This window comes from Bacillus sp. YH3-2-B2, assembly GCF_053663335.1.
The window spans coordinates 869,301-882,189 of the sequence record NZ_JBSJQE010000003.1 but is presented as its reverse complement, the minus strand read 5'-3'; the positions used below and the strand labels follow the sequence as shown (position 1 = coordinate 882,189).

Genomic DNA, 12,889 nt, shown 5'->3' with positions numbered 1-12,889 from the left:
CCTCTATCATAGAAATTGCACCGCGGGCTTTGGTATACTTAACACCATAAAGATGAATGGGAGTGTCACGCATTGAAAATAAATGAAATCAGCACAGCCGCACTGGAAGAAAAATTAAAAGCGGGAGAAGAGCTGTATCTGATTGATGTCAGAGAAGACGAAGAAGTTGCCGAAGGAATGATTCCGGAGGCCGTTCATATCCGCATGGGGGACATCCCTGAGAAGATGGATGCGTTAGACAAGGACAAGGAATATGTATTTATCTGCCGTTCCGGAAAAAGAAGCATGAACGTTTGTATGTATTTACATGAGCAGGGCTTCCGTACAGTTAATGTTGAAGGCGGCATGCTGGAGTGGGAAGGTGAAACAAAGCCGAAGAAATAACGCTTTGAAGTGAAAGAAGAAAAGGGACGTGCGTCTTTTTCTTCTTTTTTTATAAAAAAACGGGAGGCGAATCAGGTGAAACCGATGATCCGCGCGATGAAAACAAACGATATCAAACAGGTCCGGCAAGTCGCAGAACGAAGCTGGCATCATACGTATGAAGGGATTATTCCCAGACACATTCAGGATCAGTTTCTCGAATCCGCCTATCAGGATGAGATGATGGAACGCCGGCTCTTGCATTCTTTGTTCTTTGTGGCAGAAGAAGAGGGGCGAGTGCTCGGTTTTGCAAATGTCACCCCGGTTCAAAAAGACGGAAATGCGGAGCTGACCGCCATCTATATTGACCCGGATTGCCAGGGAAGCGGGATAGGCACGGCACTTCTTAAAGAATGCATCAGGCAGTCCGGCGGGGTAAAAAAGCTTTATGTCCATGCAGAAAAAGAGAACCGCATCGCCTTGTCCTTTTATCAAGCGAAAGGGTTTCAAAGGGTATGTGAATTTGAAGAAGATTTTAAAGGACACACCTTACAGACGGTCAAACTGGTGCTGAACATATAAAAGCGTCCGGCCCGCCCAGGACCGGATCGCGAATGATCAATGATAAGCCGGAAGCCGGTCTTTGTGCGCTTCAAATAAGTCATCGCACAAAGAGATGATGTCATTCATGGAAAGCTCGGCGCTCGTATGCGGATCAAGCATGGCCGCTTGATATAGGGCTTCCTTTTTTAATGTAACGGCTGCTTCGATGGTTAAAAGCTGTGTGTTAATGTTTGTTCTGTTGAGCGCCGCGAGCTGCTCCGGAAGTTCGCCGGAATAGCACGGCATAATTTGGTTTTTGACGGCGGCGCACGGCACTTCAACGACCGCTTTCGCCGGCAGATTCGGTATCAGCCCTGTATTCAGCACATTGCCGCCGAATGTGAACGGACGGCCCGTCTCCATCGCTTCTATAATTCTCGAACCGTATTCTTTCGAGCGTTCATGCGTCAGGTTTTGGTTGTTGATGATGCCGTCTCTCATCGTTTCCCAATTTTTGATTTGTTCCGCGCATCTCCTCGGATATTCATCAAGCGGAATTTGGAGTTCATCTATCAGCTCCGGATACCGGCTTTTTATAAAATACGGGTGATATTCGGCATTATGCTCAGATGATTCCGTTACGTAGCAGCCGAATTTATCCATCAGCTCAAACCGCACCATGTCCTTATGTTTCGTCTTTTGTTTTTCGCGTGCCCGTCTTTTAATTTCCGGATATAAATCAATTCCGTCTTTTTTAATCTCCAAAAGCCAAGCCATATGGTTGATGCCGGCAATGCGTTCTTCCGTACCTTCGTGATCCATGCCGAGTGAGTCAAACAGATCTTTGGTACAGACCTGGACGCTGTGGCACAGGCCGACCGTTTTGACATTTGTATGTCTGAGCATCGCTCCGGTCAGAGAGGCCATCGGATTTGTATAGTTTAACAGCCACGCATCCGGGCAGACCTCTTCCATGTCTTTTGCGATGTCAAATAAAACGGGGATGGTGCGGAGGGAACGGAAAATGCCGCCTATTCCGACGGTATCGGCAATCGTCTGGCGGAGACCGTACCGTTTCGGGATGTCAAAGTCAATGACCGTCGCGGGTTTATAGCCTCCGACCTGAATGGCGTTTATCACATAGCCGGCGTGTGTAAGCGCCTGTTTTCGGTCATCGTAGGAGATGATGGATATACTCGGATTGTAGCGGTCTCTCATGTTTTCCAGCATGAGCTGAGATTCTTTCAGCCGTACAGCGTCAATATCATAAAGCGCGAATTCAAATCCGTTTAATGCTTCAGTCAGTAAACAGTCCCCCAATACATTTTTTGCGAAAATCGTGCTCCCCGCTCCGATAAACGTAATTTTCTTCAACAGAAATTCCTCCCTTTTCTTCTCAGCCTTTGACTGCCCCGGAGGACAGCCCTGAGATAAAATATTTTTGAAGTGCCAAAAACAATACGACCATCGGCAGCATCGCCATAATTGCGGCTGCGGCGACTAAGTGAAGATTGTTCGCGTTTTCGCCGAAGAATCCCGCCATGGCCACGGTCAATGTCTGCACCTTTTGATCTTGTAAAAAGAAAATCGCAAATTGGTAATCGTTCCAGATAAACACGCAGGAAATAATACAGACCGTTGCGGTAATCGGTTTCAACAAAGGAAACACGATCGTATAAAAAGTCCTGATCAATCCCGCGCCGTCCATCCTGGCGGCTTCCTCAAGTTCTTTCGGAATAGAGGAGCGGATAAACCCTGAATATAAGAAAACGGTCAGCGGCATATATGCAGCCGTATTAATGAGAATGGCTGCGGCATGCGTATTGACCAGCCCCGCATCAGCGACCATCTTGTATAAAGGAACCATGGAAGTCAAAGGCGGGATGATCATGATTGAAATCAAAAGGCCGAAGACGATTTTGTTCAGCTTTGTATTTCTTCTTGCGAGCGGGTATGCGGCAAGCGAACCCATGAAAATTAGCAAGGCGGCGGAAACGGCTGTAATGATGATCGTGTTCAGAAAGGATTGCCCGAGAGAGGCACGCTCCCATGCTTCACGAAAATTCTGAAATGAAAAGGCGGATGGCAGCGACCATTTTGAACTGTAGTCTCCTTTTGCTTTTAATGACGTGGTCAGCAAAATATAAAAGGGGACAATATGAACGCACGAGATAACGGCAGCCAACAGCGTAAAGATCCGCATTCGGGCTGTTTTCATGACATTTCCGTCTCCTTTCGCTTGAAATACACGAGAGCCGAAAAGCTGATGACAAGAATAATAACGGACATAAACACGCCTTGGGCGGCGGCATATCCCGCATCCTGCCGTTTAAAATATAAATCATACATAAACGTCGACATCGATTGAGAGGAATTGCCCGGCCCGCCTGCGGTCAGCGCGAAAATGACATCAAACAGCTTCAGCCCTCCGATGATATTGATGACCATGTTGATGGTGACAGCCGGCATCAATAATGGCAGGGTGATGGTGAAAAACGGCTGAAGACCTCCCGCGCCATCCATTTTTGCGGCTTCGTAATAATCTTTCGGAATGCTTTGCAGCCCCGCCAAATATACAATCATCGCAATGCCTGCGTATTGATACGTGTTAATCATGACGATAATCCAAGGGTTTGCCGCAGGGCTTGCCAAGGCGTTGACAGGACCGAGTCCCAGTGCGCCAAGTACATCATTCAGCGCACCCCCGTCATATGAGAAAATAAAATACCAAATGTATCCCATAATCAGGGGACTGATAATGACGGGCAGGTAGACGATCGTTCTTGTGAGCGCCTTCATTTTTAAGCTCTGATTCAAAAGCAGCGCATATAAAAGTCCGAGCATATTCTGAAAAAAAGTGCTTCCGATGCCGTAAAGCAAAGTGTTTTTCACAACAAGCCACGTGTCCGGATCTGTAAAAAGCCTTTTATATTGAGTGACCCCCACCCATTGATACGTCTGTGAGAAGCCGTTCCAGTTTGTAAATGTGATAAAAGCGCCTTTGACAAACGGAAAAATCATAAAAATAAAAACCGTGGCAAGAGCGGGAACGTACATCCACCACAGTGACGCGGGTTTTACCGGCTTTTGATGCTGAAATCCTTGGGTTTCTCTTGCAAGATCACTCATTCTTTTTCAGCTCCTTGTGAATCAGATTGAAGACGGAGCCGCTTATATTCCCTGCCGAGTTTCGCCGAAATTTCCGCGGGGGTTAAGATATCGGCCATCAGCTCCTGCCCGGCTGTCCCCATCACATCCCACATTCCGTTCGGCAAATAAAGGCGGTCAAAATAAGGCTGCACCTTAATATGCTGATAGCGCTTATAGTCATTTGCGTAGAAAATGTCCGTTTGCACATTCACTAATCCGGCCGGAAGCGAGGTCGCTTCGGCAATTGATTTCGCATGCTCGGGACGGGCCATAAATGCGATGAACTGTTTCGCTTCTTCAAGCCGCGGGGAATCCTTGAATGCCGCCAGCGTGTAACGTTCGCCTCCGATCCAAACCGGCGCGTCTCCCTTGTGGATGGCCGGAGTCGGTATGATGCCGACTTTTACCTTCGGATTGATTTGAGCGACGTCTTGGCCGAGGGTGCCGCCCTGCAGCGTAAAGGCGATTTTGTTTTGCGCCATCAGTTCAATGAGCTGGGACCGTTTTGCCGTCACGGCATCTATATTGAGCAGGTTTTCCTTTTGCATCTCTTTCAGTTTGTCAGATAAATAGGTGAAGTGTGTCCAGCGGAAGGTTCCGTTTAACAGCTGTTTTTTGAAACGGTGTGCGGGATCTGTGATGAGAAGCGGTGCGGCGAATTGATCGTAATATTGGGCAAATGAGCTTTTCTCATAGCCGGGAAACCAAAAGGGGGTGACTGTTCCGCCGCTTTTTTCTTTAATCTGTCTCAGTGCCTTCATAAAATCATCCATTGTTCCCGGCGGTTTGATTCCGTATTTTTCCAACATTGTGCGGTTGTAGGCCAGTCCGTCCTTTGCCTGATTCAGAGGGAAGGCGTATATTCTGCCTTTGGCGTCTTTGAGCATGCTGTTTAAATTCGGATCGAGCCGCTTCGTCCAAGACATGCCGCTGAGGTCGGCGGTATATTCTCCGTAGCGGATTTTGGCCCAGCCGTGTGTGTCGAAAAGATCGGGCATGTCACCGGCCGCCATTCTGACCCTCATCATATTTTCGTAGTCATTGCCTGGGAAATGAACGTTTACTTGAATGTCCGGATGTTCTTTTTGGAATGAATCAGCCAACTTTCTGAATACGGCGCGTTCGCTGTCTGAGGATATTGTGGAATAGACTGTCAATGTTTTCTGCTTTTCTCCGGCGCCGCTCCGTTCTGCCGAGCAGCCGGGAAGTATCATGCAAGTAAAAGAAAGAAACAAAGCCAGTAAGCGTTTCATCTTTTCCTCCTTTAAATATGATATAAACGCTGCGGGACATGTCACCTCCTTTCTTGTGAGCCGCAGCTTTGTCTGACAATCAATGAAGTGGGGAGCGTCACGGCCAGCGGGACGGTTCTGCCGTTTAAACGGTCGAGAAGCAATTTGACACCCGTCCGGCCCATCTCTTCCGTGTATACTTTTACCGTTGATAACGGCGTGCTGGCGTATTCTGCCTCATCAATTCCGTTGAAGCTGACAATTGCCGTATCGCGCGGGACTTGAAGGCCGGCTTCCTGCAAGGCTTTTAAAGCGCCGACAGCCATCGAATCACTTGCGATAAAAAAGGCATCGGGGAGACTTCCGCCTTTGATGGCTTCATTCATCAGCCGGAACCCTTCGTGCATGCTGTATTCGCCGATCAGTACATGCTCCGGCCCGGCGCCGGCCATTTGTAAGAAAGCGGTCAGACGCTTATCCTCAATCGTTTTATTGCTGTTTACACCGTCTATGACGGTATGCTCCCGCTCCCGGCCGCCGATATAACCGAGCCGCTGGTAACCGAGCGACAGAAGATGTTCTATCGCCTTTTGCGCTGCGGCATAAAAATCCACGCTGACGGAATCGTAGCGGACGGGATCGGGGGTGCCGTTAACAAATACCGCGTGCCTGAAAGCGGCGCTGATATTCGTAAGCGCCTCGTCTTGCAGGCTGCCGATTACGATCACGCCGTCCAGATCGTGAAACATATGCTCTTGAAAAGACCCGAGATGGATAGAAGATGTGATAAAAACTTTTTGCCGAAAGCATTCTTCCTCAATGCCTTTTCGGATCGCTGAAAAATAAGGATCCTGCCGTTCTTCTTCCGGTGACAGACAGCTGACAACGCCGATCAGGGGCGCTGAATCGCTGCGGCTGCGGTTCTTCCGTTTTTTTGCCGACGGCTGATAGCCCAGCTCATCGGCGATCCTCAGAACTTTTTCTCTTGTTTCATCAGTCACGGCCAAAGAGTCATCCTTATTCAAAATTCTCGATACTGTCGCGCTGGATACAGATGCCTGTAAGGCAATATCTTTGAGACGGACCATTTCGCATCTCCTTTTTACTAAATATTTACTAAACAGAAATGACCTGGTTATTGTTAAAATGATATTATCATATGTTAGTAAGCGTTTTCAACACCTATTTTTGGTTACTTTTAGTAAAAATCAGTAAAAAAGAAAATCTGTTTTTCTCTATCATATTTCAATTGAACCGGAATAAATTGATAGAGAAAGGAGAGGGTGATGTGCTGAAGATAGCTGTTTTTGATGAGGAGCATGAAAAGGATCTGCAGACTGAAGTCAATACATTTTTAAAGGGGATTTCTGATGAACAGCTCGTTGATATTAAATATACGGTAGCGGCGGCCTGTGATCCTGAAGGTGAGCAGCTTTATTGTTTTTCCGCTCTCATTTTATACCGAAAATAAAAAAGCCCGGATGAAATGCCGGGCTTCTTTGTGCATTATGCTTTTTTGACGCGGGGACTTCTCGGTTTTTGGTATTTCTCCGCTTGTTTGATTCCTTTTCTTTCGCTCGCTAATGACTTGTACAGAGACACGATCATCAGAAGGATCACGACTGAAAACGGAACCGCGGCGAGAATGGCCGTGTTTTGCAGTGCGGCCAGACCGCCGGAATATAATAATACAGCTGCCACGGCGGACTGGATGACGCCCCAGATGATTTTCACCCGGTTTGACGGGTCCAAAGAGCCGTAAGACGTTTGCATTCCAAGCACAAATGTCGCTGAATCCGCTGATGTAATAAAGAATACAGCGATCAGAACAAGCGTTAATACGGATGTCACCATTGTCAGCGGATAGTGGCTGAGTGCGCCGAACAGCATCGTATCCGTTGACATTCCCGCGACATTGAATACGCCTTTCTGCTGAAGATCCATCGCGGATACACCGAAAATCGCAAACCATAAGAAAGCCAATATACAAGGTGTCACCAACACCCCGATTAAAAATTCCCGGATCGTCCGGCCCCTTGATACACGGGCGATGAAAATGCCGACAAACGGCGACCAGGATATCCACCAGGCCCAATAGAAAATGGTCCAGCTGTTAATCCATTCGCGTTTTTGGGGATCATTCGGAGACAAGCGAAAGCTCATCTGCACGATATTTTGGATGTATTGGCCGATAGAATCGGTAAATGAGTTCATAATCAGCACCGTCGGGCCTGCAATGAGCATAAAGATCATTAAAATAGCCGCGAGCGCCCATGTTGGTATTGCTTAAGTATTTAATCCCTTTGCCGATTCCGCTCCACGCAGAAATCAAAAATAACACGGTCACGACAGCGATCAGGATCAGCTGAATGGAAAATGTTTTCGGAATGCCGAATAAATAATGCAGGCCGCCGTTGATCTGAGTCGCTCCGAGCCCTAAGCTTGTCGCCACACCGACAACGGTCGCAAACACCGCGATACAGTCAATTGCTTTGCCGATCGGCCCGTTTACTTTATCGCCCAAAAGCGGTGTCAGTGTGCTGCTGATCAAACCGGGCGCGTCTTTTCGGAATTGAAAATATGCGATACATAAAGCGACGACCGCATAGATGGCCCAAGCGTGCAGCCCCCAGTGGAAAAACGTGTACCGGAGCGCATCACGAAATGCTTGGGGTGTTTCTGTTTCACCTGAGGGAGAGCTGATGGCGTAATGGCTGATCGGTTCCGCAGCCCCGTAAAATACCAAACCGATTCCCATGCCCGCGCTGAAAAGCATGGCAAACCATGATAATAAGCCGAATTCCGGTTTTTCCCCGGGTTTTCCGAGTTTTATTGTGCCGATCGGACTCACAATGAGAAAGAGACAGAAACCGACAAATATAGAAACGACCAGCAGATAATACCAGCCGAAAGAATCCGTAATAAATTTTTGTGCCGTATCAGTGACTTGCTGCAGGCTGTCAGGAGAAATGGCCCCCCATAAAACCGCAGCGGCTGTGATGACAATCACAATCCAAAAAACACTGGAGATGTTCTTCTTCAAACGTTCTCACCCTCTGACTATTTTTTTCAATACGCCACTTTTTAGTATGGTCGCACGATTGCAGATCATTCCTTTCTTCCTGTTCCCTCAATCAGGTGAAACAAAACGCAGAAAACTGTATCATGCTTTTGGTCAATTATCAACGGGGACGCTCAGGTAAATGCGCTTTAAACCATTTACAGCGAGCGTGAGAAACGTCCTGCATTCAAACCGGCGAGACGCCCCGTGACAAAGGCTGAAGTGATATTGTAGCCCCCGGTATAGCCGTGAATGTCGAGTATTTCTCCGCAAAAATATAAGCCTTCCATTTTTTTAGACGCCATTTGTTTCGGCTCAATCTCTTTTACGGAAACACCTCCGCCTGTGACAAACGCTTTGTCCAAAGAAAGCGTTCCGTCAGCGGCAACCGTAAATTGTTTGCAGTCTTTGACAAAAGCCCTGAATTGATCCTTCGGCAGTTCCGTAAAGCTTGTCTGCGGATCAAGACCGTTCCGTTCCAGAAGAAAAAGCAGATACCGTTCCTGCATCCACGGCTTCAGCGCGTTTTTGAGCGCTTTTTTCGGTGCGTCTTTCAGTTCCTTGTGCATCTTTTGAAATAACTCTTCCTCGTTGATGCCGGGAAACAGATCGATGCGTAGTTTGACATCGGGCTGCTTTTTCAGTTCTTTGACGACAAACTGGCTGCAGCGGAGAATGGCGGGGCCTGACAAGCCGAAATGGGTAAACAGCATGTCCATCACGTGTGTGACGATTGGTTTGCCTTTTTTATTCAGGACGCTGACGGCCGCGTTTCTAAGGGACAGCCCCTGAAGTGTTTTTTGTTTAATAAACGGTTCTGACGACGTAACCGGCACTTCCGTCGGAAAGAGTTCGGTCACGGTATGACCGGCCGCTTCCGCCCATGCATAGCCGTCTCCGGTGCTGCCGGTATGCGGGACTGATTTTCCGCCGACCGCGATAATGACAGCGTCTGCGTTAATGTGTTCGTCATTGTTTGTCGTAATGCCCGCTGTCCTGCCGTTCTCGTACCGCACCTCTTTGATTTTTTCATTTGTGCGGATGGTGACATTCAGTTGTTTTAATCGGTTCAAAAGCGCATCGACAACGCTTTGCGCTTTGTCCGTCACCGGGAACATGCGCCCATGGTCTTCTTCTTTCAGCTGAATGCCGAGTTTTTCAAAAAAGGCGATGATATCTTCATTATTAAATTCGGAAAACGCGCTGTATAAAAAGCGGCCGTTGCCGGGGATGTGTTTGATGATTTCTTCAACAGGTAGGCGGTTGGTCACGTTGCAGCGCCCGCCGCCGGAAATCGCCAGCTTCCGTCCCAGCTTGTTTCCTTTATCGATTAATAATACGTCCGCCCCTTCTTCGCCTGCCGCAATCGCAGCCATTAAACCGGACGGGCCGCCGCCGATCACAATGACGTCATAATGTTTCATATTTCATCAACAACTTTCTTTTTCACGTATAATAGGCGGAAAAGTCCGCTTTCTGCTATTATAGCGAAAGAAAGGGATTCCTTAAACGTATTTTGTTTTTTAAAGAGCTTTCCCAAAAAGTTTCCCGCTGTAATTATTACCGTCTAATTGCCCAGTTGTGTTAAAATAGAAAAGTTGAATCTTCGTAGAAAATGGTGATGAGGAAACATGTCAAGCAAATTGTTAAGGGGCACGTTCGTGCTGACGCTCGGCACCTATATATCGCGGATTTTAGGGATGATTTATCTGATCCCGTTCGGAGCGATGGTCGGAGCGACGGGCGGAGCTTTGTTTCAATACGGATATAATCAATATACACTGTTTTTAAACATTGCCACGATGGGATTTCCCGCCGCGGTTTCAAAATTTGTCTCGAAATATAACTCCAAAGGAGACTATGAGACGAGCAGGCGGATGCTGAGAGCGGGAATGTCGGTTATGCTCGTAACCGGGATGATCGCTTTTTCAATTCTTTATATTTCGGCGCCGTTTTTTGCGGAAACATCTCTCGGCGGCACGAGTAACAACGGACTTACGATTGACCACGTCGTTTATGTCATCCGGATGGTCAGTCTGGCACTTTTGGTCGTGCCGATTATGAGTCTTGTGCGCGGTTTTTTCCAAGGTCATCAGATGATGGGGCCCACAGCCGTTTCACAGGTTGTGGAGCAGCTTGCCCGGATCATCTTTTTATTGGGCGCAACGTATTTGATTTTAAGAGTGATCAACGGCGGCCTTGTCATCGCAGTCGGATACGCGACTTTCGCGGCGCTGATCGGATCATTCGGAGGGCTTGTCGTCCTTTATATTTACTGGAATAAGCGGAAGGGCGATCTTCTGGCGATGAAGCCGAATCTCGTCCCGTCTGCGAACTTAAGTTATAAAAAAATGTTCATTGAGCTTTTCAGTTATGCCGCTCCTTACGTATTTGTCGGACTGGCGATTCCTTTGTATTCATATATCGATACGAATACGTTTAATAAAGCGATGATTGCGGCGGGCCATAAGGATATCAGCCAGGACATGCTTGCGATTGTCACCCTTTATGTGCCGAAGCTTGTGATGATCCCGGTTTCTCTGGCGACCGCTTTCGGTCTGACGCTGATTCCGACGATTACTGAATCGTTTACGAGCAGGAATTATAAGCTTTTGAACCAGCAGATTAACCAGACGATGCAAATCATTCTGTTTTTGGTTATTCCCGCCGTTGTCGGGATGTCCGTGTTATCGGGTCCGGCCTATACGTTCTTCTACGGCTCTGAAAGTCTTCGCCCGGATATCGGACAGGATATATTGTTCTGGTACGCGCCTGTCGCGATTCTGTTTTCTCTGTTTACCGTAAACGCCGCGATCCTGCAAGGGATTAATAAGCAGAAATTTGCTGTCGTGAGCCTTTTCATCGGCGTCATTATAAAAGTGGTGCTGAACGTGCCGCTGATCAAGCTGTTTCAGGGAGACGGGGCCATCTTGGCAACGGCGCTCGGTTATATCGCTTCTCTTCTGTACGGTTTTATCATGATTAAGCGCCATGCGGGCTATTCGTATACGGTACTTATAAAACGGGTCATTTTAATCGCAGTCCTGTCCGTCGTGATGGGAGTCGCGGTCAAGCTGACTCAATGGCTGCTCAGCTTCTTTGTAACATACCAAAGCGGCCAGGTGCATGCGGCGATTGTCGTCTTTGTCTGCGCCGCTGTCGGCGGTGCGGTGTACATGTTTGCCGCGTACCGAATCGGATTTTTACAGAAAATGTTTGGAAACCGTCTGCCCCGCGTTTTGAGGAGAGGCAGGCATTCCGCCCATTGAGAAATAATAAATAGTCCGCTTATCGCGGGCTTTTCTTTTTAAAGGAGAGGATCAGGATGAGACTTGATAAGCTGCTTGCCAACAGCGGATTCGGCTCAAGAAAAGATGTGAAAAAAATCGTCAAGGCCGGGGCTGTCATGATTGACGGAGAGCCGGCGAAAGATGTGAAAACCCATGTCGACCCGGAAAAACAGGACATCACGGTATACGGAGAGCCGGCAGACTATCGTGAATTTATTTATGTCATGATGAATAAGCCGCAAGGAGTGCTGTCCGCTACAGAAGACAGCCGCCAGCAAACGGTGGTTGATCTGCTGACGCCTGAAGAACAGCGATTTGAACCGTTTCCGGCGGGACGTCTTGATAAGGATACGGAAGGCTTTTTGCTTCTCACCAATGACGGGCAGCTCGCTCATCGCCTCCTTTCTCCGAAAAAGCATGTGCCTAAAACATATGAGGTCCGGTTAACTTCACTTCTGTCACCGGAAGACATTGTTCATCTGGAAAGAGGCGTCGTCATTGAAGGAGGCTATAAGACGAAGCCGGCAGCCGTTGAAATCATTACAGAAAGCCCGGATGAAACGGTGATTCACTTGACCATTACAGAAGGCAAATATCATCAGGTGAAGCTGATGGCAAAGGCTGTCGGAAATGAAGTGGCTTATTTGAAGCGGCTTTCGATGGGGGCTGTTTCTCTTGACCCGGATCTTAAACCGGGAGAATTCCGCGAGCTGACTGAAGAGGAGCTCGAAACGCTGAGAGGCGCTGAAGTGTAATCGATATCAGAAAAGCCCAAAACAGATTTGTTTTGGGCTTTTTATATAGAGGAACAAAAAACAAGGCAAAGACGCTGCTTTGCCTTGCAGCATGTCAGGCCGAAAAGGGCCTTATGTAATTGTTCGCTTAAGATGTAATTTTCACTTTTTTTCGTGTTGTCTCCCACTTGCCTCGGCTAGGACTATGAACAAGATCATTGTATGCTAACACATTTAAGTCTCGCTGAATGGTTCTAGGTGTAATGCCGAATTCATCAACCAGTTCCTGTGTTGTCACAAGGCCTTTTTCCTGGATGAACATGTAAACTGATTTAATCCGAGTCAGCATACGATTTGTTGAAGGTTTCAAAAAACCACTCCCTATCATAAGATCGGATGGACTTGATATACCACAACTTTCGACTCTAAAACTTCGTACGAATAAGCAACAAAGGATGACATTCTGTTTTTTCTCTTTTAACTGCCTCCATTATACACGATATGGACGACATGAAT

12 protein-coding genes and 1 pseudogene are annotated in these 12,889 nt (G+C 47.6%); 5 read left to right on the top strand and 8 right to left on the bottom strand.

Annotated elements, in window-relative coordinates; translation table 11 throughout:
• The first annotated feature begins 72 nt into the window (after window positions 1-72).
• Together ACWJJX_RS14595 and ACWJJX_RS14590 are read left to right on the top strand one after the other, a co-directional pair.
• Window positions 73-384, top strand: coding sequence for a rhodanese-like domain-containing protein (locus tag ACWJJX_RS14595; RefSeq protein WP_003152299.1), 312 nt, complete (start codon window positions 73-75; stop codon window positions 382-384).
• 84 nt (window positions 385-468) lie between these two features.
• Complete coding sequence (locus tag ACWJJX_RS14590; RefSeq protein ID WP_236823031.1) at window positions 469-945, top strand: GNAT family N-acetyltransferase; 477 nt, start codon at window positions 469-471, stop codon at window positions 943-945.
• 36 nt (window positions 946-981) lie between these two features.
• Here ACWJJX_RS14590 and melA read toward each other — a convergent pair whose 3' ends face one another.
• The 5 genes from melA to ACWJJX_RS14565 are packed head-to-tail and all read right to left on the bottom strand — an operon-like array spanning window position 982 to window position 6,376.
• Entirely contained in the window at window positions 982-2,280 is a 1,299-nt protein-coding gene (gene melA / locus ACWJJX_RS14585; protein ID WP_454023073.1) for an alpha-galactosidase MelA, read from the bottom strand.
• Window positions 2,281-2,302: 22 nt separating this feature from the next.
• Window positions 2,303-3,124, bottom strand: coding sequence for a carbohydrate ABC transporter permease (locus ACWJJX_RS14580; RefSeq protein ID WP_003152305.1), 822 nt, complete (start codon window positions 3,122-3,124; stop codon window positions 2,303-2,305).
• The gene (locus tag ACWJJX_RS14575) at window positions 3,121-4,035 is read right to left on the bottom strand and encodes a carbohydrate ABC transporter permease (RefSeq protein ID WP_454023072.1); all 915 of its coding nucleotides are present in this window, start codon (window positions 4,033-4,035) and stop codon (window positions 3,121-3,123) included. Before ACWJJX_RS14575 ends, ACWJJX_RS14580 begins: the two co-directional genes overlap by 4 nt.
• Window positions 4,032-5,309: an ABC transporter substrate-binding protein gene (locus tag ACWJJX_RS14570; RefSeq protein ID WP_167860358.1), complete on the bottom strand. Its 1,278-nt coding sequence runs from the start codon at window positions 5,307-5,309 to the stop codon at window positions 4,032-4,034. Before ACWJJX_RS14570 ends, ACWJJX_RS14575 begins: the two co-directional genes overlap by 4 nt.
• A gap of 41 nt (window positions 5,310-5,350) precedes the next feature.
• The gene (locus ACWJJX_RS14565) at window positions 5,351-6,376 is read right to left on the bottom strand and encodes a LacI family DNA-binding transcriptional regulator (protein ID WP_454023071.1); all 1,026 of its coding nucleotides are present in this window, start codon (window positions 6,374-6,376) and stop codon (window positions 5,351-5,353) included.
• 200 nt (window positions 6,377-6,576) lie between these two features.
• On the opposite strand from ACWJJX_RS14565, the gene ACWJJX_RS14560 reads away from it, so the two are divergent.
• Window positions 6,577-6,759 carry a sporulation protein Cse60 gene (locus tag ACWJJX_RS14560; protein WP_003152309.1) on the top strand — a complete coding sequence of 61 codons (183 nt, stop codon included), beginning with the start codon at window positions 6,577-6,579 and terminating at the stop codon, window positions 6,757-6,759.
• Between the two features lie 35 nt (window positions 6,760-6,794).
• Here ACWJJX_RS14560 and opuD read toward each other — a convergent pair.
• Both opuD and ACWJJX_RS14550 read right to left on the bottom strand, forming a co-directional pair.
• Window positions 6,795-8,331: pseudogene (gene opuD, locus ACWJJX_RS14555) on the bottom strand (glycine betaine transporter OpuD).
• Between the two features lie 176 nt (window positions 8,332-8,507).
• Window positions 8,508-9,773: a BaiN/RdsA family NAD(P)/FAD-dependent oxidoreductase gene (locus ACWJJX_RS14550; protein WP_003152311.1), complete on the bottom strand. Its 1,266-nt coding sequence runs from the start codon at window positions 9,771-9,773 to the stop codon at window positions 8,508-8,510.
• Between the two features lie 207 nt (window positions 9,774-9,980).
• Between ACWJJX_RS14550 and ACWJJX_RS14545 the strand changes: the two genes are divergently transcribed.
• Both ACWJJX_RS14545 and ACWJJX_RS14540 read left to right on the top strand, forming a co-directional pair.
• Window positions 9,981-11,618: a putative polysaccharide biosynthesis protein gene (locus ACWJJX_RS14545; RefSeq protein ID WP_003152313.1), complete on the top strand. Its 1,638-nt coding sequence runs from the start codon at window positions 9,981-9,983 to the stop codon at window positions 11,616-11,618.
• Window positions 11,619-11,674: 56 nt separating this feature from the next.
• Complete coding sequence (locus ACWJJX_RS14540; RefSeq protein WP_454023070.1) at window positions 11,675-12,394, top strand: pseudouridine synthase; 720 nt, start codon at window positions 11,675-11,677, stop codon at window positions 12,392-12,394.
• Window positions 12,395-12,521: 127 nt separating this feature from the next.
• On the opposite strand, the gene ACWJJX_RS14535 is transcribed toward ACWJJX_RS14540, so the two are convergent.
• Window positions 12,522-12,743 carry a DeoR family transcriptional regulator gene (locus ACWJJX_RS14535; RefSeq protein WP_003152337.1) on the bottom strand — a complete coding sequence of 74 codons (222 nt, stop codon included), beginning with the start codon at window positions 12,741-12,743 and terminating at the stop codon, window positions 12,522-12,524.
• Window positions 12,744-12,889: the final 146 nt, after the last annotated feature.

Coding starts and splice junctions, on each gene's coding strand:
- ACWJJX_RS14590 (WP_236823031.1), top strand. CDS start 469: ATGATCCGCGCGATGAAAACAAACGATATCAAACAGGTCCGGCAAGTC.
- ACWJJX_RS14550 (WP_003152311.1), bottom strand. CDS start 9,773: ATGAAACATTATGACGTCATTGTGATCGGCGGCGGCCCGTCCGGTTTA.
- ACWJJX_RS14545 (WP_003152313.1), top strand. CDS start 9,981: ATGTCAAGCAAATTGTTAAGGGGCACGTTCGTGCTGACGCTCGGCACC.
- ACWJJX_RS14540 (WP_454023070.1), top strand. CDS start 11,675: ATGAGACTTGATAAGCTGCTTGCCAACAGCGGATTCGGCTCAAGAAAA.
- ACWJJX_RS14575 (WP_454023072.1), bottom strand. CDS start 4,035: ATGAGTGATCTTGCAAGAGAAACCCAAGGATTTCAGCATCAAAAGCCG.
- ACWJJX_RS14580 (WP_003152305.1), bottom strand. CDS start 3,124: ATGAAAACAGCCCGAATGCGGATCTTTACGCTGTTGGCTGCCGTTATC.
- ACWJJX_RS14565 (WP_454023071.1), bottom strand. CDS start 6,376: ATGGTCCGTCTCAAAGATATTGCCTTACAGGCATCTGTATCCAGCGCG.
- ACWJJX_RS14570 (WP_167860358.1), bottom strand. CDS start 5,309: ATGAAACGCTTACTGGCTTTGTTTCTTTCTTTTACTTGCATGATACTT.